The sequence below is a fragment of the Pseudoalteromonas sp. XMcav1-K genome (assembly GCF_044005875.1).
GTDB classification, from domain to species: Bacteria; Pseudomonadota; Gammaproteobacteria; order Enterobacterales; family Alteromonadaceae; genus Pseudoalteromonas; species Pseudoalteromonas spongiae.
Genome location: NZ_JBIPJE010000043.1, coordinates 269,261 through 292,853, shown reverse-complemented (window position 1 = coordinate 292,853; position 23,593 = coordinate 269,261). Strand labels below are relative to the sequence as shown.

Genomic DNA, 23,593 nt, shown 5'->3' with positions numbered 1-23,593 from the left:
ATTATAAGTTTTGTTCAAACAACTTATAAATACGACGGTACTCATCTAACCACGAAGAAGGCTGTTTAAAACCATGTGGCTCAACCGGGTATATTGCCGTTTCGTAGTTTTCTTTTTCAAGTTCGATAAAACGCTGCACTAAGCGCACTACGTCTTGGAAAAATACATTGTCGTCAACCATTGGCGCATTAATTAACAATGGTTTTTCTAACCCTTCAGCGAAATAAATCGGTGAGCTGCGCTTATAGGCAATTGGATCTACATCTGGGTGGTTCAAAATGTTCGATGTATACGGATTATTGTAATATGCCCAATCCGATACAGGGCGAAGTGCGGCACCCGCTTGGAATAATTCTGGGCGAGTTAACAATGCCATAAAGGTCATAAAACCACCGTAAGAGCCACCATATGTACCGACGCGCTGGTCGTTAACATTCGCGTTTTCAGTCATCCATTTTACACCATCGGCTAAATCTTCAATTTCAGGCTTACCCATATGGCGGTAAATTGCGGTACGCCAATCGCGACCATAGCCTTTAGATGCACGGTAATCCATGTCCATCACCACATACCCCTGCTCTGCTAGGAATGAGTGGAACATAAATTCGCGGAAATAACCTGACCAACCTAAATGTGAATTTTGTAGATAACCTGCACCGTGATTAAAGATAACCGCTTTGCGTGCTTTACCTGTTTCACCTTCTTTGTAATCACGTGGATAATACACTTTTGCATAAATAGGCTGCTCAGTATGGCTTGACGGAACGGCTACAATTTTTGGCGCTACAAGTTGCGTATTTAGAAACTTATCCGATACAGTATTGGTTAAACGCGTTACCGTATCACCATCAACAATAGTTACGTACAGCTCAGGCGGTAATGCTAATTTTGAGTGCGTTAACAATAGTTTTGATTCATCCGGACTAAGCTGGTAATCGGTCATGCCGTTTAAATCGGTTTGCGCAACGCTTTCACCCGTTGTTAGATCTAGCTTGTAGATTTCGTAAATGCCAGGGTGTTTTTTGTTTGCTTTATAAAAAATTGACTGGCTATTACGAGCTTGTGTTAGTTCTGATACTACAAACTGACCGCTTGTTAGCTGCTTTGCTTTACCCGTAAGCGCTTTTGTATAAATATGGCTGTAACCAGATTCCTCAGACAAATAATACAACGTATCGGGTTGTTGATTTAACCAACCAAAATTATTGTACGTATAGTTAACCCAAGCTTTATCATGTAAGCGATGTTGCGAAACCAGTTTGTTGCTTGCAAAGTCTACAGTTGCAATCCAGCGGTCTTTATTATCAAACGCTTCAAGCATCACAGCCACTTGTGAACCATCGCTATTCCACTGAATTGCATTTTGTGACCAACCCCAGTCCATCATTAAATTAATATGACGAGGTGCTTTTTCTGATTTGTATGTTTTACCTTGTGCTTTTGCGTTTTCGGCTTTTACACTTGCTAATACGTCTTCATCAAACCCTGGTAATGTATCGAATGGTAGGCTTGTTTGAGTATTTTCAGTGAGGTCAATCATTACCAACTCTGAGCCAGACGGCTTGGTATCGGCAACACGACGTCTTACTTTTTCAGCAACAATTTCACCGTTTTGACCAATGTAGTTTGGCATAATATCGCCATCATCACGCCACGGTGAACTTTTAGTAACAACTGTAATGAGTTTGTCGCCCGCTGGTGATACGACTGCACTGACAATACGATTACCTTTACCAAGGTAATATGTATCGTTCATAACGCTTTCGTTTTGCGTTTTTAATGACTCGTTGTAGGCGTGTTTATCTTGTTTGTTCTTGTGGGTTAGTGCTACATAGTCAATGAGTTTATGTTGCTCTTTAGCAATATAACTTGTTGGCTCTTTTACGCCTTCTGGTTTATCAGCAACTTTAAGTGCTGCTATTTGTGAGCGCAGGCCCGTTTCTACATTAATTTTGTAAAAATTATTGTTAACTCGATATGCAAGTTCACCGCTAGTTAAAAACAAAAGCTGTGATGCATTATCATCACTCAAGGTCAGCTGCTTTAATTTACCTGTTGCTTGCTCAACAGCAAAAATATTGCCTTTAAAGGTATATGCTACCCACTTGTTATCTTGACTAAAGGTTAATTGTTTCGCACCGAGTGTGTGCAATTTATCCAGCGATACTAAATCACCATTGCCTTGCTTGCCCAACATACGAGTGTAGGTATCGCGTAATTCGTTACCCGCTTGTTTGCGTGCATAATTTACCGACTTAGAATCAAACGACCAAAATGCACGCTCAGGTTGACGACCTAACCAATCTGGGTGCGCCATTGCTTGTTTTAACGTAATGGTTTCTGGGCCTTGGTGAGTCGTAGTTTCAACTACTGGTGAAAATTCGTTAGCGCCTGCGATGGTAGATTGTTCAGTCGTTTTACAACCTGCCAAACTAATACACGCAGTTACAGCAAGAGCAATAATAGATTTATTATACATTGTGTGTTTTTTTGTAATTAAAATTACACTAATTTAACCAAACAATTGGCAATAATAAAACTGCGCTTATCGTTTAATTATGTGATTTTAGCGATTACATTTGTAACAAAAAAAGGCCAACAAGGTGTTGGCCGAATACTCTGCGCTAGCAATTTAGGTCGAAACGAAAAAGTAATTTCTCGTTTCAAAGTAATAGACCGTGCGATTCATTATTTAGTTCAAAATTTATTCAAAAAATTTATTTTAATTTCTCAAATCCGATAGTCATTGACTACCCTTTAACTATATCCAATTTGAATAGCCTGTTATGAGCAAGTTTAGATTACGTATTTATCGCGGACCTGATAAAACAAGTTTAGCTAAATGGCTTAAACAAGATGAACTTGAAAACTGGTCACGCTATCAACACTTTTATTGTGATGGAAACGAGTCAATTATTTCGCTTGATATCGGAAGTTTTTGGCAAACCATGATAAACAATAAACAAAGTCACCATGAGCAATACTTAGAAGGACACGAACGGTTATTGCAAGGTAAATACATTACCAACAACGCAGTGCCATTTTATGTTGAAGTAGATATTCAATCAGAATTAAATTAAATGGTTTTATCTTTTAGGTATAATTAAACGCATAAAAAACGGTTATACACACTAACGCGTACAACCGTTTTTTTAATGCACATGCTGTATAGTTAACTAAACAGTTTATTTAGACAGTTCAACGGCACGTGCTGCGACGCCTGGATAAGCATCTTCTGGTAAATAGTTCGCAAGCACTGCAAGCTTTTTACCTAGCTCAACATTGCTGCTCGCTACGACATTAATATGACCCATTTTACGACCTGCGCGAACTGCTTTGCCGTACCAATGACTGGTTACTCCAGCAACGGATAACACATCAGCAGGAATGCTCGGCTCACCAAGCACATTGATCATCGCACTTGGCCCAATAATTGCGGTATCACCTAATGGCAACCCAGCTACAGCGCGTAAGTGGTTTTCAAACTGACTACACAGCGTACCTTGCTGTGTCCAATGACCTGAGTTATGAACGCGAGGTGCAATTTCATTCACCATTAGTTGGCCATCAACATCGAAGAACTCAATTGCCAATACACCAACATAATCCATCGCTGCTGATAGTTTATTAAATGCCGCTAACGCCTGGCTTTGAATTTGCTCATCAATATCAGTAGCAACTGATAACGTAAGCACGCCATTAGTGTGTTCGTTTTCAGTGACAGGGTAAACCGCAGTATTACCCTGCTTATCACGTGCACCAATCACTGATACTTCACGCTTAAACGGGATCATTTTTTCGGCAATAATGGTGTGTGGGAAATCTATACTACCTGCTGCAATAAACTCAGCCATTTCTGACCAAATTTGATCTACATTAGAATCTGGTTTAATACGCCACTGCCCTTTACCATCGTAACCTGCTTGACAGGTTTTGATCACAAGTGGCAATCCTAAATCGATAATGGCACGGTCTAAGTGTTCACGCTCGGTGATAAGTAAATACGGTGCACAAGGTACATTCGCTTGATCTAATAGTGCTTTTTCGATGCTACGGTCGCCGCCAGCCTTAATGGCATCTTTACCTGGGTAAAATTTGCCACTTTGACAACATAACGCTAATACATCATCAGGAATATGCTCAAACTCTGCGGTGATCGCATCACATTCTGCAATAGCAGTAACTAAGTCTTGCTCATACACGGCGAGTGTTAGCGGGTGAACAACTTGCTCAGAACCAACATCATAGGCTTTGATATTTATATCAAGAGGCGCACCTGCCAAACTCATCATACGGGCAAGTTGGCCTGCGCCGAGAACTAAAATATTCATATTATTCTGCTGGGTTTGGATGTGCTAACACAGTATCAGTTTGGTTTTTTCTAAATTCGTCGATTTTCGCTAGCAATTCAGGCTGCTGACAACCCAGAATTTGCGCCGCTAATAATCCAGCGTTTGCAGCGCCCGGATCACCAATCGCAAGCGTACCTACCGCTACACCTTTTGGCATTTGGCAGATTGATAGAAGTGAATCAACACCATTAAGTGCTTTAGATTTAACCGGAACGCCCAGTACCGGTAAGCTGGTAAACGCAGCTGCCATGCCAGGTAAGTGTGCTGCACCGCCTGCACCTGCAATAATTACTTTAATACCGCGCTCAGCTGCTGTGCTGGCATAATCGGCTAATAACTGTGGCGTACGGTGTGCAGAAACAACCTTTGTTTCATATTCAACACCGAATTTATCTAGCATATCTGCAGCGTGTTGCATGGTAGGCCAATCTGATTTTGAACCCATAATAATGCCAACAGTCATAGTCACTCCTCATAGTTAGGCACTCAATTCACATTAATTGCACTTTTAGATTATTACCAAGCGCATTGTGAATGTTAAAAATTGTTTTCGCGATGTGGGATTGCGAGTTGCGAATTATCCAATAATCCCTTCATTTTCTCAATTAAAAACTGTGAATTCTCTAATCTGTAAGGTAAATTAAGCCAATTGTTTCACTAGTTAGAAAAACCAATGCCTGAATTTAAAGTGATACCACCAACGACAACTGTGTATTGTGAAAAGCGTGGTGAAGGCTGGACGCTCACAGGCATTACTGGCATTGACGAAAATGCTTCGGTAATGTTTGACGGAACGCGATATACCATTCCAGCAAAAGAAATTGTTGAAACCTTATTACCCAATCAACTAAAACGAGAACAACAAAAAGGCGCCTAATGGCGCCTTTTTCGTAGGTATTAAATCAGTACTTATTTTAATGCATTAATACGCGCATCAAGTGGTGGGTGTGAACTCATTAAGTCCATTAAACCTTTACCAGATGCAATACCAAATGCCATCATCGACCCTTCTAGTTGTGACGGATGATTAACTTTAAGGCGCTCAAGTGCCGCACGCATTTTGTGTGCACCAACAAGATCTGCAGCGCCTTTGTCAGCAGCAAACTCTCGTTGACGGCTAAAATACGCCACTACAAAGCTTGCTAAAATACCGAATAATACTTGGAAGATCATATCAAAGATAAAGTATGTCCAAGAACCACCCGACTCTTCTTCATCGCTATTTAAGAAGTTATCGACAATACCTGCAAGTACCTTTGAGATGGCAATTACAAATGTGTTTACAACGCCTTGAATAAGCGTAAGTGTAACCATGTCGCCATTGGCAATATGTGATACTTCATGGGCGAGAACGGCTTCTGCTTCGTCTTGACTCATGTTGTGTAATAAACCAGTACTTACTGCAACCAGTGAATTATTTTTACTTGGGCCTGTTGCAAACGCATTCATTTCAGGACTGTCGTAAATAGCTACCTCTGGCATTGCAATGTTGGCTTTTTTAGCTTGCTCTGCAACACGCTCAACTAACCACTTTTCTACGTCAGAACGCGGTTGCTCGATAACATGGGCACCGGTTGATTTCTTCGCCATCCATTTCGACATAAACAGCGAAATAAACGAGCCACCAAAACCAAACAACGTGGCAATTAATAAAATGCCACCTAAGCTTCGGTGTTCTATGCCTAGTACTGACATAATAACCGACAGCACAATACCTAACACCAGCATCACCGCTAGGTTAGTAATTAAAAACAATACAACTCTTTTCATTGTTACCTCAAAATGTGTTTTCTACCGCTTTATATAGTGTCTTTTGATTACGTTTCAAGATAAATTTACAAAATGACACACATATTATTTAAAACTAAACACACCATGAAATTTACATAAAGTTATTTAGAGGGTGTTGTTCTTTATGGTCTAAATTTTGTGCAAATCCAAACCGCTTTGGTCGCGGCGTCGCTTTGTAGATCTCGTGGGCTAAATCAACAAGCGACAACACGCACTCGTTTCAATTAGTTAAATTAAGCGCAGTGTTAAGTGCTTGATACACTTGAAGCTTTGGTTTGTCGTTTTTACAGTTAGGAGCAATGGCCAATAATGGGCAATCTAATCGTGCTTTTAGGGTTTGCAGATTTTCGTCTTGTTCTAACATGCCATCGTCAACATAATTGGCAATCCAACCAACGCATTTGACGCCGCTTTGTTTGATATGACTTAACGTCAATAATGCATGATTTAAACAGCCTAACTTTAGACCAACAACTAAAATCACCGGTAAATTTTGCTCAGAAACCCAATCTGACAGTAAGTCACTATCATTAATTGGCAATGCCCAACCGCCAGCACCTTCGATTATCAAATGGTCAAGCTCTTGTTGCTTAAGCACATCTAAATGGTTTGATAGTGCCGGTTTAGTTATCTCTACTCCGGCTTTTTTTGCTGCAATATGTGGCGCAATGGGTGGCTCGAAGCAAAACGGGTTAATCAATTTGTACGGCAGTGCTACATTGCCAGACTCCAACAATGTTAACGCGTCTTCATTGACGAGCTCACCAAACGCCTGCTCAGCCCCTGCGGCAATCGGCTTAAAACCGGTAACGGATCGTTTATGTTGTTTAATATATTTAATTAAAAGGCTCGATACATAGGTTTTACCTACTTCTGTATCTGTGCCAGTTATAAAAACTTGATTCATTTCTCTATCACTATATAAGCAACTTGGTAACTTACCGGAAATTGCCCCTGCTCTTTTGGATAATTAGCTAACAATGAACGGTATTTACGTTTACCCATCAATCCACTGCGCTGCTCGCTACTATTAACTTTATGATTTGCACCAATTTCTTTAATAGAGTTTAAGGCAAGCTTAGGGCTATCGTAAAATATTTTATGATGACAAAAGCTACTACTGATTAATTTAAACGGCGTATGTGCAACTGCATTGGCGATATCGTTTTGTGTTACAAAGCGATTTATGTGAGGTTCATTGTCGAGCACTGAGAAAGCATCTTTAATTTCTTGCAACGTGCCATCGGCCACAATACTAAAGTGTGCGCGACCACCTGGTTTTAAAACACGGTAAAAATGGGTTAAAAGTGCCGCTAAATCACTACTCCATTGCATTGCAAAATTACTAAATATCAGGTCAAAACAGTCGCCCTGAAACGGTAAGGTATCCATATCAGCGCAGATACTAGGTGTAACACCTTGTTGTAACATGCTTTCACTTAAATCCATGCTTACAAGATAATCGCAGCGTTTTTTCAGTTCAAACGAATTAACAAAGGGGCCACAGCCTAAATCAAGCGCGACCTTATACCTTGCACCCAATGATTTTAACAGTATATCGGCTGCTTGCTTTTGCACATGGGCATGACTTTGATAGCGCTCTGCCGCTTTAGAAAAATGAGACGCAGTAGCTTGCTTTTTGGTTAACGCAGACAACATCATAACAATTTTAACCCATCAACAAGCTGATTTATCAACTGTTCAATATCTGCTGCTTGGTGTGCAGCGGTAAGCGTTATTCTTAGCCGTGCTGTATTATGGGGGACCGTTGGAGGTCTAATTGCCGTAAGCCAAATACCATTTGATTTTAAATACTCACTCAGCGCTAAACAGCTTTCACTATCACCAAGCACCAGCGGTTGTATAGCGCTATTTGACGGCATGAGTGCAAGTTTATGATTACTTGCAAGGGTTTTAAAATACGCAATATTGTCGTTAAGGCGTGCCCGTTTTTCATCGGCACTATAAAGCCGTTCTAATCGCGAAAGCGTTGCCGATGCAAGCCAAGGCGACATTGCGGTTGAATAGGTATAATCGCGGTTAAATTGCAATAAATAGTTGGCCACATTTTGGCTACATAACACAGCTGCCCCGCTGCTTGCGCAAGCTTTGCCAAAAGTGATAATCAGTATTTCTGGTTTAATGTCATCACAGCTGCCTAAACCATGATTACCCATTACACCAAAACCATGTGCATCATCAATCATTAACCAGGCATTGTGTTGTTTCGCGATGTGTGCAAGTTCAGCAACTGGTGCACTATCACCATCCATTGAAAACACCCCTTCACTCACAATCAACTTATGCTGCGCTTTTGATTTTTCTAAGCGACGTGTTAAATGTTTTAAATCGTTATGATTAAAGCGAGTATTCGTTGCGTTTGCCGCGAGGCCCCCGTCAATCAAGCTGGCATGATTTAGTTTATCTTGAAATATTTCACTATTGGCTTCATTCATCAAACTTTTAAGCACACTAGCGTTAGCGCTAAAGCCTGAATTAAACAATAAACACGCTTGATAATTGAGCTTAGACTTGAGGTAATTTTCAAGTGCGATATGCGCACTTTGATAGCCAGTGACTAACGAGGAACTACTTGCACCTAAGGTATTTTCTACACCCGTAATTGGCTCGTCACCTAAACCAAGGTAGTCATTTGATGCGAAATTTAAATACTGTGTATTATTTCTAAGCAAAAAACGCGGACCAACACGCTCAAAGGCAATGCGCTGACGGTATAAAGACGCTTGCTGCCTAGCGGCAAGCGTCTTATTTAAATATTCGAACGCCATTTATGCAGGATAAAATAGTTCTGATGTTTCTTTATCAGCGATTGCTGATTCTAACGACGCTTGATATGCCTCATCGGAATAATCTTCAGCACTTTCAGGTGACATACCCAGCTTTTTAATTAGCATCATATCACTGTCTGCTTCTGGATTATCCGTAGTAAGTAATTTATCACCATAGAAAATTGAGTTAGCGCCAGCAAAGAAACACATTGATTGCATCTGCTCATTCATCGCCGTACGTCCTGCACTTAAGCGAACGTAACTTTTTGGCATCATAATGCGCGCAACCGCAATCGTACGAATAAACTCAAAATGATCTAAATCGTCCACATGTTCAAGTGGCGTGCCTTTTACTTTTACTAACATGTTAATTGGCACACTTTCTGGCTGCTTTGGTAAATTTGCAAGCTGCATTAATAAACCGTAACGGTCTTTTGCTTGTTCGCCCATACCAACAATGCCACCCGAGCATACTTTCATACCCGCGTCACGCACGTGATCAAGGGTATCAAGTCTATCTTGGTAGGTTCGTGTAGTGATGATTTGTTGGTAATATTCAGGTGAGGTATCTAAGTTATGGTTGTAATAATCCAGTCCCGCATCACGCAGTGCATGTGCTTTATCGTTATCAAGCATACCCAGCGTCATACAGGTTTCAAGACCCAGTTCTTTCACCTCTTTCACCATTTTTGCAATGTACGGCATATCGCGATCTTTCGGATCAGACCAAGCGGCCCCCATACAAAAACGTGTAGCACCCTTATTTTTAGCAATACGCGCTTGTTCAACTACTTTCTCAACTTCCATCAAACGCTCGCGTTCTAGATCCGTTTTATAGTGGCCTGATTGAGGACAGTACTTACAATCTTCAGGACATGCGCCCGTTTTAATAGATAACAGCGTAGAGATTTGTACTTTGTTTGGATTAAAGTGTTGACGATGAACACTGGCAGCTTGAAACAGTAAATCGTTAAACGGCATATTAAATAATGCCTTTACTTCACTGAGTGTCCAGTTATTACGCACCTGAGCTTGTTCCATGGAATTCTCGTTTTTATTTGTTTCTCGAACTTAATTTCGCTAGTCTACGCAGCAACACCTCATTGTCAACCAAACGCAAGCTTTAAGGGTTTACATTTGAATACTAAAGAAACAATTGATTTGGATTTTGATAAAAATCATTTATGGCACCCCTACACGTCAATGATAAATCCTCTGCCGGTGTACCCAGTTACACATGCTGATGGCGTGCATATTCATTTGGAAACGGGTGAAAAATTAATTGATGGAATGGCCTCATGGTGGAGCGTTTTGCATGGCTACAATAACGTTGAACTTAACAACGCAATAAAGCAACAAGTTGATAAAATGAGTCATGTGATGTTTGGCGGTTTAACCCACCAACCTGCAGTTGACCTTGGCAAGAAACTACTCGACATTACACCACACTCGCTTACGCGTATCTTTTTAGCCGATTCAGGCTCCGTTGCTGTAGAAGTTGCCATTAAAATGGCAATGCAATATTGGCGCAGTAAAGGTAATACGCGTAAAAACAAACTTATGGCACTAAGTAAAGGTTATCACGGCGATACATTTGCGGCGATGAGTGTATGCGATCCGGTTAATAGCATGCATTCGTTGTACAAAGGTTTTTTACCTGAGCACTATTTTGTTCCTGCACCAAAAAGTAAGTTTGGTGACGCATTTCACCGTGCAGAGCGCGATATATTAGCGCAATACTTTGAAAAGCATCACTTGGATATTGCCGCCTTTATTTTAGAACCGATTGTACAAAATGCTGGCGGTATGAACTTTTATCACAGCGACTATTTAAAAGCGGTGCGCGAATTATGTGATGAGTACGACATACTGCTAATTTGTGATGAAATCGCTACGGGCTTTGGTCGTACAGGAAAAATGTTTGCCGTTGAACATGCCAATATTGAGCCTGATATTATGTGTATTGGTAAAGCAATGACCGGTGGTTATATGACGCTGTCGGCAACCTTAACAACGGATAAAGTGGCAATTGGTATTAGTGAAGGCGATGCAGGTGTGATGATGCATGGACCTACATTTATGGCAAACCCACTCGCGTGTGCGGTTGCCAATAAAAGCATTGAATTACTGCTTAAAACAGACTGGCAAAGTAACATTACGCGCATTGAACATTGTTTTAAAGCACACTTACAAAAGCTTGAAAATGTAGATTCTGTGGCAAATGTTCGTATTCTAGGGGCAATTGGTGTTGTCGAAATGAAGCAAGCGGTTGACGTTGCCAAAGTGCAAAAACAGCTCATTGAACAAGGCGTGTGGTTAAGGCCGTTTGGCAAACTGATTTATATGATGCCGCCTTACATAATGCAAGATGAGTCAATCATCAAAATGTGTAATGCGATTAAATCGATTTTGTAGGATTTAAGGCCTAATGGCTTACCATTCAAATAGGTAAGCCATTTTATTGATGGTTTTTAGCGGTACTTTATGAATGTTGCGCTGATAATAAAGGTGCTGCATCGCTTTATCTTTAATTTCACCCACAACCACTTCTTTAACTTGATAACCAAGCGCGTGCGCCGCTTCAGCATACGCAATAAATTCCCACTTTTTAATGTTGGTGTTATCCAAAATCACCAACGGAATTTGCTGGCTCAACGCACGTATAAAACGCGCTAAATTAAGGTTGTGGTATTCACTTAGCTTGGCTTTATCAAAACGATATTGACCATCACTGATAAAAAAATCGTCGGTTGAGCAAATTACAAATTGGCCTTCATCGCCATTTACCATTTCATCACACAAACTCTGAGCGTAATGACTTTTCCCTGCGCCTGGCAGACCCCTTAAAATAAACACTTGTTTCATCTAAACAAAATTACCAATAAACAAATAATACAAATAACTAATAAACTGATCTGATTAACCGCGATACTATCATCACTGCGGCGGTTGTAACGCTGACGCATGATGATTGAAATACTCGATATAATACCAGTTAAGATTAAAAAAAGAATCAGCAGGTTACGTGGCGTCATCAACCAATGATCACGATGCGATAAACCAAAATAACGGATAATGCCATATTCAAGCTCTGGTCTTGCGTAGTGAAACATAATCAGCGCAAGCAAAAAGAAAAACCACGCGATAATTGATAACGCATGTAATACGTTTTGCCTTACAGGTGATTTGCTGCGCCTTTCTTTTATCATACGCGTCAGTTATTCAATGAAATTTCACTATTTTTAAGCATATTACACATTATCGGGAAATTTGCTGTTTTTTTATTTTTCTTTCACAGGTAAGATAACAAACTTTCTTAGCGCATGCTAAGTAAGAACAACAAGAATTTATTTAGGCATTTTAATCATTGGAGTGAAAATGAGCCATATAGCTATCACAGACCTTTTGAAAGGCCGTGTAGAAGTAGGTGCAACCGTTACTATTAAAGGTTGGATCCGCACACGTCGCGATTCAAAAGCAGGAATCTCTTTTTTAGCCGTTCATGACGGTAGTTGTTTCGATCCTATTCAAGCTGTGGTACCGAATTCACTCAATAATTATGAAGAAGTGACCAAGCTTACCGCAGGCTGTTCAGTAACGGTTGTTGGTACAATCGTAGAATCACAAGGCCAAGGCCAATCGTTTGAGATTCAAGCGGAATCGGTAGAAGTAGTAGGTTGGGTAGAAAACCCAGATACATACCCTATGGCTGCAAAGCGTCACAGTATTGAATATTTACGTGAACACGCACATTTACGTCCTCGCACTAATATTATCGGTGCAGTAACGCGTGTTCGTAACTGCTTATCACAAGCAATTCACCGTTTTTACCATGAGCGTGGTTACGTTTGGATTTCTACACCTATTATCACAGCAAGTGACTGTGAAGGTGCGGGCGAAATGTTCCGCGTATCAACACTCGATATGCAAAACTTACCACGCACTGATAAAGGCGATGTAGATTACAGCGAAGACTTCTTTGGTAAAGAAGCATTTTTAACAGTATCTGGCCAGCTAAACGGCGAAACTTACTGTTCAGCAATGTCAAAAATCTACACTTTTGGCCCAACATTCCGTGCTGAAAACTCAAATACCTCTCGTCACTTAGCTGAATTCTGGATGGTTGAGCCTGAAGTAGCATTTGCAGATCTTAACGATATTGCCGCACTTGCAGAAGACATGCTGAAATACGTATTTAAAGCAGTACTTGAAGAGCGCCGTGATGACATGGAATTCTTTGCACAACGTGTTGAGAAAACCGCTATTTCACGTTTAGAAGACTTTGTTGAAAAAGATTTCGCACAAGTTGACTACACAGACGCTGTTGAAATTCTTAAAGGCTGTGGCAAGAAATTCGAATTCCCAGTTGAATGGGGTGTGGATTTACAATCAGAGCACGAGCGCTATCTTGCAGAAGAGCACTTTAATGCACCAGTAGTTATTAAAAACTACCCGAAAGACATTAAAGCCTTCTATATGCGTCAAAACGAAGACGGCAAAACAGTAGCGGCAATGGACGTTGTTGCACCTGGTATCGGTGAAATCATTGGCGGCTCACAACGTGAAGAACGTCTAGACGTACTTGATGCGCGTTTAGAAGAAATGGGCTTAGACAAAGAAGATTACTCTTGGTATCGCGATTTACGTAAGTACGGTACTGTTCCTCACTCAGGTTTCGGCCTGGGTTTTGAACGCCTTGTAGCTTACGTAACAGGTATGGGTAACGTACGTGACGTTATCGCCTTCCCGCGTACAAAAGGTTCAGCTACTTACTAAACGCGTATCGTTTAATTAAGTACACGTAATGAAAAACCGGCAAATGCCGGTTTTTTTGTTTTTGTCATTTTAGCCTAGGGTCTGTTGATTTTTGCTGTTCTATTTTTGTTCTGTTTGAGCGTGCTTTTATCGCGGCGCTCGATGTGTGGCCTAGTAATCTAAGCGAATATCGTGCAAAGCTTCCGCGTCCTGCTCACGCCCCTTACCTACATCCATATAGGCAACAATGAGAAAAATGCGCTCAAAAGAACCGTTCGGCAGCGCTTGATTGGCTTTTCGCTGGCTCACATAGAATAACTATGCCACGCAGCCTCCGCCTTGTATAAAACCCAATCAAACTGCTGCAAAAACGAACTTGAAAGGTCAACAGACCCTAGTAATCTGCTACATCAACAGGCTTATAAAGCACATGATAATCAATAATCTGCTCACGCAAGTTTTTACACGTATAGTGTTTTGTGGCGAATCAACCTAGGGTTAGAGAATTAAATTAAAAAGAACCATAAAAAAAGCCTTGCTAAAGAAGCAAGGCTTTTACAATTGGAATAAGCTTGTGTTGTTACAAAGATGCTTCTAATTCTGGAAGTACATCAAATAGATCAGCAACTAGACCATAATCGGCAACTTGGAAGATTGGTGCGTCGGGATCTTTGTTGATTGCAACAATCACTTTAGAGTCTTTCATACCTGCGAGATGCTGAATTGCACCGCTAATACCTACCGCGATATAAAGCTGCGGCGCAACAATTTTACCTGTCTGCCCTACTTGCATGTCGTTTGGTACAAAGCCGGCGTCAACAGCAGCACGCGATGCACCAATCGCTGCACCAAGTTTGTCTGCGATACCATTTAACAATGCAAAGTTTTCGCCATTTTGCATACCACGGCCACCTGAGATGATCACATCTGCTGCGGTAAGTTCTGGGCGTTCACTTTCTGTTTCTTGTTGTGAAACAAAACTGCTTAGCGCGTTCTCTTTAACTGCATCAAACGATGAAACAGCTACTGGCGCTTGCTCACCTGCTACATCAAACGCACTCGAACGTACCGTAACAATGTGTTTATCTTCACTACTTTGTACCGTAGCAATTGCATTACCAGCATAAATTGGACGCTTAAATGTATTTTCGTCAATCACTTCGATAATGTCAGAAATTTGCACTTTGTCTAACAGTGCAGCCACTCGCGGCATAAAGTTTTTGCCTGTTGTGGTTGCAGCTGCGAAAATATGTGAATAATCACCTGCTAAATCGACAACAAGATCTGCCATATTTTCTGCAAGTTGATGCTCTAATGCTGCATTATCGGCAACAATCACATTTGATACACCTTCAATTTTGCTTGCAGCTTCTGCTACTGCGGCTACATTAAAGCCTGCAACTAAAACTGTGATCGACTTACCGAGTTTTTGCGTGGCTGAAACTACTTTAGCTGTATCGTTTTTAAGCACGCCATGTTCGTGCTCTGCAATAATAAGTACTGACATTAGATCACCTTCGCTTCATTTTTTAGTTTTTCAACTAGCGTTGCTACGTCTGCGACAATTTCGCCTGCTTCACGCTTGCTTGGCTCTTCTACTTTTAAGGTTGTAATACGCGGCGTAACATCAACACCAAGATCCGCTGCGGTTAATACATCAAGCGGCTTGCGCTTAGCCTTCATAATATTAGGAAGCGTTGCATAACGAGGTTCATTCAAGCGAAGATCCGTAGTCACAACCGCTGGTAAGTTAACTACAATTGTTTGTAAACCACCATCAACTTCACGTGTCACATTAAGCTTATCGCCATCAACTACAACTTCTGAGGCAAATGTTGCTTGTGCACGGTTTGTTAGCGCGGCAAGCATCTGACCTGTTTGGTTGTTATCAGAATCAATCGCTTGTTTACCTAAAATGACTAACTCTGGGTTTTCTTGCTCTACAACTTTGGCAAGTAGCTTAGCTACATGCAGCGACTCCAAACGTTCGCTGGTGTCAATTTGGATTGCTTTGTCTGCACCGAGAGCAAGTGCTGTACGAAGCTGTTCTTGGCAAGCCTTATCGCCAATTGATACAACGACAACTTCAGTTGCATTGCCTGCTTCTTTAATGCGGATAGCTTCTTCCACCGCGATTTCACAAAATGGGTTAAGGGCCATTTTTACATTATTAAGATCAACATCACTATTGTCGGCTTTTACGCGCGCTTTTACGTTATAGTCGATCACTCGTTTGACCGGAACTAGGATTTTCATAACCTCTCCTTTAATGTTTACGTGTACGTAAACCTAGGTAAACTTATTTAACCGTTATTTGGTTTTAAGGCTACTTCCTGTTGACGTAAACGTCAACCTAAAATATGCTAAAGCCAATAACAGGTTATTTGGTTAACAAAGACCAGCTTAATTCAACAGGGGCAATATCATGGTACAACGTGAAACCATGGAGTTTGATGTAGTTATTGTAGGCGCTGGGCCTGCGGGCTTATCAAGCGCTATAAAACTGGCACAACTAGCACAAGAAAATGAACAAGAATTAATGATTTGTGTGGTTGAAAAAGGTTCAGAGGTCGGAGCTCATATCTTATCAGGCGCGGTATTTGAACCCCGTGCACTTAATGAATTACTACCAAATTGGCAAGAACTTGGCGCCCCACTTAATACTAAAGTGAGTCAAGATGACATTTATTGGTTCAATGATGAACGTAGTGCGAAAAAGCTACCTGCTTTTGCCACGCCAAAAACGTTCCATAATGACGACAACTACATCGTTTCCATGGGTAATGTATGTCGCTTTTTAGCACAACAAGCAGAAAACCTAGGTGTAGAAATCTTTCCAGGGTTTAGTGCGCATTCACTGATAATTGAAGATGATGCGGTAAAAGGCATAATCACAGGTGATATGGGCGTAAGTGAATCTGGCGAAGAAAAAGATGGCTTTATGCCAGGTATGGAACTTCGCGCTAAATACACTATTTTTGCTGAAGGTTGCCGCGGCCATTTAGGCAAAGAGCTGATCAGTACATTTAAACTAGATGAAGGTAAGTCACCACAACATTATGGTTTAGGGTTTAAAGAAATCTGGGAAATTCCGAGCGAACACCATAAACCCGGGCTTGTTGTACATGGTGCAGGCTGGCCACTTGATAAAGATACCGGCGGCGGCTCTTATATGTATCATGGCGATGACAATCAAGTGGTTGTTGGTTTAATCATTGATTTAAACTACAGCAATCCGCACCTGTCACCGTTTGATGAATTTCAGCGCATGAAACACCACCCAGTGTTTGCAGATACACTGAAACACGGTAAACGCATAGCTTATGGCGCACGGGCCATCGCAAAAGGTGGTTTAAACTCATTACCGAAAATGACGTTTCCAGGTGGTGTGTTAGTTGGCTGTAATGCTGGTACGCTTAATTTTGCCAAGATTAAAGGTAATCACACCGCAATGAAGTCAGGCATGCTGGCCGCGGAAAGTATCTTCACTGCGATACAGGAAAATAAAGCTAATACAGAGCTCGATGACTTTGCATCGCGTTTTGAGAATTCATGGCTTTATCAAGAATTAAACAGCAGCAAAAACTTTGGCCCAGCAATGCATAAGCTAGGTAAGTTTTTTGGCGGTATGTATAACACCATTGACCAAAACTTATTTAATGGCGGTTTACCATTTAGCTTTAAAGATGACACACCTGATCATGCCTGCCTTGAACCAGCTAGTCGCCATTCGGAAATTAACTATGCAAAACCCGATGGCACACTTAGTTTTGATAAACTAAGTTCAGTGTTTTTATCAAGCACAAACCATGAAGAAGATCAGCCATGTCACTTGAAACTGGCAGATAATACAATACCGCTTGGTAAAAACTTATCTGAGTACAATGAGCCTGCACAGCGCTATTGTCCAGCAGGCGTATATGAAATTAACGAAGTTGAAGGTCAACCAACGTTCGTTATTAATTCGCAAAACTGCATCCACTGTAAAACTTGCGATATTAAAGATCCGAGTCAAAACATTACTTGGGTCACACCTGAAGGTGCTGGCGGACCAAATTACCCGAATATGTAATTTCCAATTGTATTTGTCAAAGGCATGCTCTCCCACGTGAGCATGCCTTTTTTATTACTTGTTAAAACCTTAGTTATCGCTAATACTCAATAAACAACACACTGATTATCAAGTAATTATGGATAAAGACAGCGTTACATTTAGATTTTTGGCAGAACCTACCGACGTTAACTTTGGCGGTAAAGTACACGGTGGCATTGTTATGAAGTGGATTGACCAAGCGGGTTATGCTTGTGCAGCGCTGTGGAGTGGTCATTACTGTGTTACCGTATCAGTTGCGGCAATAAAATTCCATCGCCCTATTCTTGTTGGGCAACTTGTTGAAGTTGAAGCCAAAATAGCTAATACAGGTAAAACCAGTATGCAAATATTTATCGCTGTTCGCTGTGGCGATCCGAAATCTGGGCAGATGGTAGAATCGAATAATTGCATCATCAATTTTGTCGCTACGGATCAAGCTGGTTACCCTGTACCGGTTCCTGCCTTTGAAGCAAAAACCGCAAATGAAAAGCGTATTCAAAAATACGCGCAGAAGATGAAAGACATGTCACTGCAAGCGGAAAAAGTGTTCGAACAAGAAATGAAAGAAGAATAATTTTATTCAACACGTTTTATGGCAAAATAGGCGCTTTTACAGTGCCTATTTAAGTTTGTTAGTGTTATGAATGACTACCAATTAAGTCCAATTGCCTTTATCGAATCTCCCTATAAACAAAAATTTGCGATACCTCGCCAGCCTCGCCTTATTCCAGAAGCAAAAGCCAAGTGCAAATTTGTTGGTGAGTTTAATCGTGAAGAGTTTGTCCGTGGTATTGAAGACTTTAGCCATGTTTGGCTGATTTTTCGTTTTCATGAAACGGCCGATAAAGGCTGGTCGCCATTAGTTCGCCCACCTCGTTTAGGCGGCAACGATAAAAAAGGAGTGTTTGCAACCCGCGCCACCTTTAGACCAAATGGCATTGGTATGAGTGCGGTTAAACTCGAAGGTGTGCACTATGAACATGGTCAACTTTGGCTTGAGCTGTCAGGTATTGACTTACTAGATGGTACACCGATTCTTGATATCAAGCCCTACTTGCCCTATTCCGATAGCCTACCAAACGCAACTGCAGGGTTTGCAGATACGCGCCCAGAAACGCCATTAGTCATTGAGTTTGCAGATAAAGCCATTGCGTTTTGTGAGAATAACTCGGCACTTTACCCTGAGCTACAAAGCTTTATTGAGAAGGTATTAAAACAAGACCCACGACCGGCCTATAAAAAAACGAAAGCCGGGTTACAAGAATACGGCATGAGCTTGTTTGATTTAAATATTAAATGGCAAGTGATTGAAAGCGACGTTACCGTATTAGAAATTAGTAAAAATAGCGAAAAGCCAGCATAGTAAGGCTTTTGAATTTTTACATACACTGATAAACTTAGCGCCTTACCTTATAAAAATAGATTTAACATTTCGGAAAGCAAATGCGTACTAGTCAATATATTTTAGCGACGTTAAAAGAAACGCCATCTGATGCTGAAATTATCAGCCATCAGCTTATGTTACGCGCGGGAATGATCCGCAAACTAGCATCGGGTTTATACACTTGGTTACCAAGTGGTTTAAAAGTACTACGTAAAGTAGAAAACATTGTTCGTGAAGAAATGAACAAAGCCGGTGCGATTGAAATGTTAATGCCCATTATCCAACCAGCCGACCTTTGGCAAGAGTCTGGTCGTTGGGAGCAATTTGGCCCAGAATTACTGCGTATTAATGACCGTCACAACCGTCCTTTTGCGTTAGGTCCTACACACGAAGAAGTTATTACTGAATTTGTTCGTAAAGAGATTAGCAGTTACAAACAACTGCCGGTAAATCTTTATCAAATCCAGACTAAAGTACGTGATGAAGTGCGTCCACGTTTTGGTGTAATGCGCGCGCGCGAATTCACCATGAAAGATGCCTATTCTTTCCATTTAAGTGAAGAATGCCTAAATGAAACGTATAAGAAAATGCACCAAGCATACTGTAATGTTTTTGAGCGTTTAGGGTTAGATTACCGCCCAGTAATTGCAGATACTGGTTCAATCGGTGGCTCAGTTTCGCATGAATTCCACGTACTTGCAGAATCTGGTGAAGATGCCATCGCATTTAGCTCTGAGTCAGACTATGCAGCGAATATTGAAAAAGCAGAAGCGGTAGCACCAAGTATCGAACGCCCTGCACCAGCAAAAGAGTTAAACCGTTTCGATACGCCTAATGCAAAAACAATTGAAGATCTAAAACAGCAGCATGGTGTTAAACCACACCGCGGCGTTAAAACATTAATTGCCTACGGCGCGCCAAATGAGAACGAAGAACGTGGTTTAGTTGCACTCGTTGTCCGTGGCGATCATGAACTGAATGAGCTTAAAGCTGAAAAGCTAACGCTCGTTGATTCACCACTTGAGTTTGCAACGGAAGAAGACATTGTTAAAGCAACGGGTGCAAAGCCAGGTTCCCTTGGCCCGGTTGGTCTAAATATGCCAATTATTGTTGACCGTTCAGCGGCTGTAATGGCGGATTTTGTTGCGGGTGCAAACGAAGATGGTGTTCACTACAGTGGCATTAACTTCGACCGTGATGTTACCGACTACACAGTTGAAGATATTCGTAATGTTGTGGAAGGCGATCCTAGCCCATGTGGTAAAGGCGTATTAAATATCAAACGTGGTATTGAAGTTGGTCATATTTTCCAGCTTGGCACAAAGTACTCTGAGGCAATGAAAGCAGGCGTACTTGCTGAAAGCGGTAAAAACCAAATTATGACTATGGGTTGTTATGGTATCGGTGTTTCGCGCATCGTTGCAGCGGCAATTGAACAAAACCACGACCAATACGGTATTAAATGGCCGACTGCCCTTGCTCCGTTTGAGCTGGCAATTGTACCAATGAATATGCACAAGTCGCATCGTATTCCAGAAATTGCTGACAAGTTATACGCAGATCTTCAAGCTGCTGGTATTGATGTATTATTTGATGATCGTAAAGAGCGCCCAGGCGTAATGTTTAACGATATGGAACTAGTTGGCGTACCGCATACGTTAGTGATCGGTGAGCGTAACCTAGATAACAATCAAATCGAATACAAAAATCGTATTACAGGTGAAAAAGAACTTATTGACCTAGATAACGCGATTGAAGCAATTATTAACCTAGTTAAATCATAATTGTAAGATCATAAAAAAGCGCTGTGTTATCACAGCGCTTTTTTTGTGTCTTTTAAAAAGGATAGGTATAACCCATATCCTTTTTTGAAATTAGGCTTTGTTTTCTTCTTTCGCCCAAGAATCACGTAAGCCAACAGTACGGTTAAATACTAACCCATCTGCTTTACTATCTCGACAGAAATAGCCTGTACGTTCAAACTGGTAACCTACTTCAGCTTCTGCATTGGCAAGTGCTGGCTCAACAACCGCAGAAGTTAAACGTACTAAAGACTCTGAGTTCAATACTGTGACAAAGTCCTCTTCCGCTGCCGGGTTAGGCACAGTAAATAAACGGTCGTATAAACGTACTTCTGCTGGAACACCTTGGCTTGCACTTACCCAGTGAATAACGCCTTTTACTTTACGACCATCACTTGGATTTTTACCCAGTGTTTCATCGTCGTATGTACAGTAAATAGTAGTAATGTTGCCTGCTTCGTCTTGGTCAACACGTTCCGCCTTAATAACATACGCACCACGTAAACGCACTTCTTTACCCAGCACTAAACGTTTATATTTTTTGTTCGCCTCAAGACGGAAGTCTTCACGCTCAATAAATACTTCACGCGTGAAAGGTACGATACGCGTGCCCATTTCTTCGATATTTGGATGATTTTGAACAGTCAATTCTTCCACTTTATCTTCTGGGAAATTTTCGATTACGACTTTAATCGGATCAAGTACTGCCATTGCACGCGGTGCATTTTCGTTTAGGTCATCACGGATACATGCTTCTAACATGCCCATTTCTACCATATTATCTTGTTTTGTAACGCCAATACGCTTACAGAATTCGCGTACCGAAGCAGGTGTATAACCACGACGCTTTAAACCCGCAATTGTAGGCATACGCGGGTCATCCCAACCTTCTACGTGCTTTTCTTCAACTAATGCATTTAACTTACGCTTACTCATTAGTGTGTATTCAAGATTTAAACGAGAAAACTCAATTTGTTGCGGATGACATTCAAGTGAAATGTTATCTAACACCCAATCGTATAGACGGCGGTTATCTTGGAATTCAAGCGTACAAAGTGAGTGAGTAATACCCTCTAACGCATCTGAAATACAGTGTGTGAAATCGTACATTGGGTAGATGCACCACTTGTCACCTGTTTGGTGGTGATGTGCAAAACGAATACGATAAATAATTGGATCGCGTAGCACCATGAATGAGCTCGCCATATCAATTTTTGCACGTAGAACACATTCGCCTTCTTTAAACTCACCATTTTTCATTTTTTCGAAAAGCGCTAAGTTTTCTTCAACACTGGTATCACGGTAAGGGCTGTTTTTACCTGCTTCTGTTAAAGTACCACGGTATTCGCGCGCTTCATCTGGTGATAAGAAACAGACGTACGCTAAGCCTTTTTCAATTAGCTCTACCGCGTAGCCGTATAACTCGTCAAAGTAGTTTGACGAATAACAAATATCGCCATCCCAGTTAAAACCAAGCCATTTAACATCTTGTTGAATTGAGTTTACGTAATCGATGTCTTCTTTTTCTGGGTTCGTATCATCAAAACGTAAGTTACATAGGCCTTTATAGTCTTGTGCAATACCAAAGTTTAGGCAGATAGACTTTGCGTGACCAATATGTAAAAAACCATTCGGCTCTGGTGGAAAACGTGTATGTGTTGCTGCATGTTTTCCTGATGCTAAATCTTTATCAATTAAATTAGTGATAAAGTTTGTTGCTCGATTTTCTGCTTCCGCCATTGCGAAATTTTCCTATATTCATTAAATAAATTAACGGCCTAATTATTACAAATAAAAGGCTCAGCGACTAGCTCCAATCACTTTGCAAGGTTAAAAAAATAAAGCTACATTAAGAATTACATATCATAAAAGTTGTTTAATTTGTGAAAATACTATTTGCATTGTTGTTTATTGTGAGCTGTTCAGTCACAGCTTCAAATTCTATTACCTTTGCGGTTGGTCATGACCATCTAAAAATGATAAAAGATTACCCTTTTTACGCAGCTTCTTGGGAAATACTAAATGTCGAACTTAATAATATAGGTTATGAAGTAAAAACCAATGTTTCCCCTTGGGCAAGAGCCAAAGAATCAGTAAAAAAAGGGAAAAGTGACGGGTTATTTTTGGCAGCAAATTTCAAAGGTAGAGAAAGTTGGGCATCTTTAAGCATTGCTATTGGCCAAGATCAGTTTGGCATATTTCAAAATCATCGCTCTGATCCACTTGCCCCCTTTGGCTCAGTGCGACTACTAAATAATTATAGTCAATTAACTTTTCTCGACCAAAATAAACAAATTAAAGTTACTACAGCACAAGAAGGCTTGCTGTTATTGAGTAATCAAAAATTACAAGGATTTGTCATGTCACGTAGTTATGGCGACTACTTATTACATAATGAATTACACACTTTAAATAAACGAATAGTGTTTAACGAAAAGAAGATTGAAACTTATACCGCACATATTGCGGTAGGCAAAACAAACCCAAAAAGAGATGTAATCCTTTCCATTGTGAATAAAGCAATCGGAAATGCCTTTAAGTCAGGCTCTTATAAAAAGATAATGCAAAAATACAGTGTCGAAGAGTATCAATTAGTGCCTTTCTAAACGAACTAAGAAAATTATCCA

22 protein-coding genes are annotated in these 23,593 nt (G+C 40.8%); 9 read left to right on the top strand and 13 right to left on the bottom strand.

Features of this window, described 5'->3' with window-relative positions; genetic code table 11:
- Position 1: 1 nt before the first annotated feature.
- Entirely contained in the window at positions 2 to 2,479 is a 2,478-nt protein-coding gene (locus ACHSBP_RS11620; protein WP_395388924.1) for a prolyl oligopeptidase family serine peptidase, read from the bottom strand.
- 307 nt (positions 2,480 to 2,786) lie between these two features.
- On the opposite strand from ACHSBP_RS11620, the gene ACHSBP_RS11615 reads away from it, so the two are divergent.
- Entirely contained in the window at positions 2,787 to 3,080 is a 294-nt protein-coding gene (locus ACHSBP_RS11615) for a hypothetical protein (RefSeq protein WP_010560069.1), read from the top strand.
- A gap of 105 nt (positions 3,081 to 3,185) precedes the next feature.
- Here ACHSBP_RS11615 and ACHSBP_RS11610 read toward each other — a convergent pair whose 3' ends face one another.
- Positions 3,186 to 4,331 carry a 5-(carboxyamino)imidazole ribonucleotide synthase gene (locus tag ACHSBP_RS11610; protein WP_010560068.1) on the bottom strand — a complete coding sequence of 382 codons (1,146 nt, stop codon included), beginning with the start codon at positions 4,329 to 4,331 and terminating at the stop codon, positions 3,186 to 3,188.
- Between the two features lies 1 nt (position 4,332).
- On the bottom strand, positions 4,333 to 4,815 hold the full coding sequence (gene purE, locus ACHSBP_RS11605) for a 5-(carboxyamino)imidazole ribonucleotide mutase (RefSeq protein ID WP_010560067.1): 483 nt from the start codon (positions 4,813 to 4,815) through the stop codon (positions 4,333 to 4,335).
- Between the two features lie 210 nt (positions 4,816 to 5,025).
- Here purE and ACHSBP_RS11600 point away from each other — a divergent pair, with 210 nt between their 5' ends.
- Positions 5,026 to 5,229 carry a hypothetical protein gene (locus ACHSBP_RS11600; RefSeq protein ID WP_010560066.1) on the top strand — a complete coding sequence of 68 codons (204 nt, stop codon included), beginning with the start codon at positions 5,026 to 5,028 and terminating at the stop codon, positions 5,227 to 5,229.
- A 32-nt stretch (positions 5,230 to 5,261) separates the two neighbouring features.
- On the opposite strand, the gene htpX is transcribed toward ACHSBP_RS11600, so the two are convergent.
- From htpX to bioB, 5 genes are all read right to left on the bottom strand, one after another.
- The gene (gene htpX, locus ACHSBP_RS11595; protein ID WP_010560065.1) at positions 5,262 to 6,122 is read right to left on the bottom strand and encodes a protease HtpX; all 861 of its coding nucleotides are present in this window, start codon (positions 6,120 to 6,122) and stop codon (positions 5,262 to 5,264) included.
- Between the two features lie 241 nt (positions 6,123 to 6,363).
- Entirely contained in the window at positions 6,364 to 7,050 is a 687-nt protein-coding gene (gene bioD / locus ACHSBP_RS11590; protein WP_010560064.1) for a dethiobiotin synthase, read from the bottom strand.
- Positions 7,047 to 7,805 (bottom strand): malonyl-ACP O-methyltransferase BioC, encoded by a 759-nt coding sequence (bioC, locus tag ACHSBP_RS11585; protein WP_395388922.1) that lies wholly within the window; start codon positions 7,803 to 7,805, stop codon positions 7,047 to 7,049. The genes bioD and bioC overlap by 4 nt, the downstream gene beginning before the upstream one ends.
- Positions 7,802 to 8,932: an aminotransferase class I/II-fold pyridoxal phosphate-dependent enzyme gene (locus ACHSBP_RS11580; protein WP_395388921.1), complete on the bottom strand. Its 1,131-nt coding sequence runs from the start codon at positions 8,930 to 8,932 to the stop codon at positions 7,802 to 7,804. Before ACHSBP_RS11580 ends, bioC begins: the two co-directional genes overlap by 4 nt.
- Complete coding sequence (bioB, locus tag ACHSBP_RS11575) at positions 8,933 to 9,973, bottom strand: biotin synthase BioB (protein ID WP_010560061.1); 1,041 nt, start codon at positions 9,971 to 9,973, stop codon at positions 8,933 to 8,935. It abuts the gene before it with no gap.
- A 96-nt stretch (positions 9,974 to 10,069) separates the two neighbouring features.
- Here bioB and bioA point away from each other — a divergent pair, with 96 nt between their 5' ends.
- Positions 10,070 to 11,347, top strand: a complete 1,278-nt coding sequence (gene bioA / locus ACHSBP_RS11570; protein ID WP_010560060.1) for an adenosylmethionine--8-amino-7-oxononanoate transaminase — start codon at positions 10,070 to 10,072, stop codon at positions 11,345 to 11,347.
- Positions 11,348 to 11,365: 18 nt separating this feature from the next.
- On the opposite strand, the gene ACHSBP_RS11565 is transcribed toward bioA, so the two are convergent.
- A complete protein-coding gene (locus ACHSBP_RS11565) occupies positions 11,366 to 11,797 on the bottom strand; it encodes an AAA family ATPase (protein WP_010560059.1) in 432 nt (143 codons plus the stop codon).
- Entirely contained in the window at positions 11,794 to 12,141 is a 348-nt protein-coding gene (locus ACHSBP_RS11560) for a hypothetical protein (RefSeq protein WP_010560058.1), read from the bottom strand. The genes ACHSBP_RS11565 and ACHSBP_RS11560 overlap by 4 nt, the downstream gene beginning before the upstream one ends.
- A 169-nt stretch (positions 12,142 to 12,310) precedes the next feature.
- Here ACHSBP_RS11560 and asnS point away from each other — a divergent pair, with 169 nt between their 5' ends.
- On the top strand, positions 12,311 to 13,708 hold the full coding sequence (gene asnS, locus ACHSBP_RS11555) for an asparagine--tRNA ligase (RefSeq protein ID WP_010560057.1): 1,398 nt from the start codon (positions 12,311 to 12,313) through the stop codon (positions 13,706 to 13,708).
- Positions 13,709 to 14,267: 559 nt separating this feature from the next.
- Here asnS and ACHSBP_RS11550 read toward each other — a convergent pair.
- Both ACHSBP_RS11550 and ACHSBP_RS11545 read right to left on the bottom strand, forming a co-directional pair.
- Positions 14,268 to 15,194: an electron transfer flavoprotein subunit alpha/FixB family protein gene (locus ACHSBP_RS11550; protein ID WP_010560056.1), complete on the bottom strand. Its 927-nt coding sequence runs from the start codon at positions 15,192 to 15,194 to the stop codon at positions 14,268 to 14,270.
- Complete coding sequence (locus tag ACHSBP_RS11545) at positions 15,194 to 15,943, bottom strand: electron transfer flavoprotein subunit beta/FixA family protein (RefSeq protein ID WP_010560055.1); 750 nt, start codon at positions 15,941 to 15,943, stop codon at positions 15,194 to 15,196. The genes ACHSBP_RS11550 and ACHSBP_RS11545 overlap by 1 nt, the downstream gene beginning before the upstream one ends.
- Before the next feature lie 169 nt (positions 15,944 to 16,112).
- On the opposite strand from ACHSBP_RS11545, the gene ACHSBP_RS11540 reads away from it, so the two are divergent.
- From ACHSBP_RS11540 to ACHSBP_RS11525, 4 genes are all read left to right on the top strand, one after another.
- Entirely contained in the window at positions 16,113 to 17,759 is a 1,647-nt protein-coding gene (locus ACHSBP_RS11540; RefSeq protein WP_010560054.1) for an electron transfer flavoprotein-ubiquinone oxidoreductase, read from the top strand.
- 118 nt (positions 17,760 to 17,877) lie between these two features.
- A complete protein-coding gene (locus ACHSBP_RS11535) occupies positions 17,878 to 18,354 on the top strand; it encodes an acyl-CoA thioesterase (RefSeq protein WP_010560053.1) in 477 nt (158 codons plus the stop codon).
- 66 nt (positions 18,355 to 18,420) lie between these two features.
- The gene (gene tsaA, locus ACHSBP_RS11530; protein WP_010560052.1) at positions 18,421 to 19,143 is read left to right on the top strand and encodes a tRNA (N6-threonylcarbamoyladenosine(37)-N6)-methyltransferase TrmO; all 723 of its coding nucleotides are present in this window, start codon (positions 18,421 to 18,423) and stop codon (positions 19,141 to 19,143) included.
- An 80-nt stretch (positions 19,144 to 19,223) separates the two neighbouring features.
- Entirely contained in the window at positions 19,224 to 20,948 is a 1,725-nt protein-coding gene (locus tag ACHSBP_RS11525; protein ID WP_010560051.1) for a proline--tRNA ligase, read from the top strand.
- 90 nt (positions 20,949 to 21,038) lie between these two features.
- On the opposite strand, the gene glnS is transcribed toward ACHSBP_RS11525, so the two are convergent.
- Positions 21,039 to 22,706, bottom strand: coding sequence for a glutamine--tRNA ligase (gene glnS, locus ACHSBP_RS11520; protein ID WP_395388919.1), 1,668 nt, complete (start codon positions 22,704 to 22,706; stop codon positions 21,039 to 21,041).
- 143 nt (positions 22,707 to 22,849) lie between these two features.
- Here glnS and ACHSBP_RS11515 point away from each other — a divergent pair, with 143 nt between their 5' ends.
- Positions 22,850 to 23,572 (top strand): ABC transporter substrate-binding protein, encoded by a 723-nt coding sequence (locus tag ACHSBP_RS11515; RefSeq protein ID WP_010560049.1) that lies wholly within the window; start codon positions 22,850 to 22,852, stop codon positions 23,570 to 23,572.
- Positions 23,573 to 23,593: the final 21 nt, after the last annotated feature.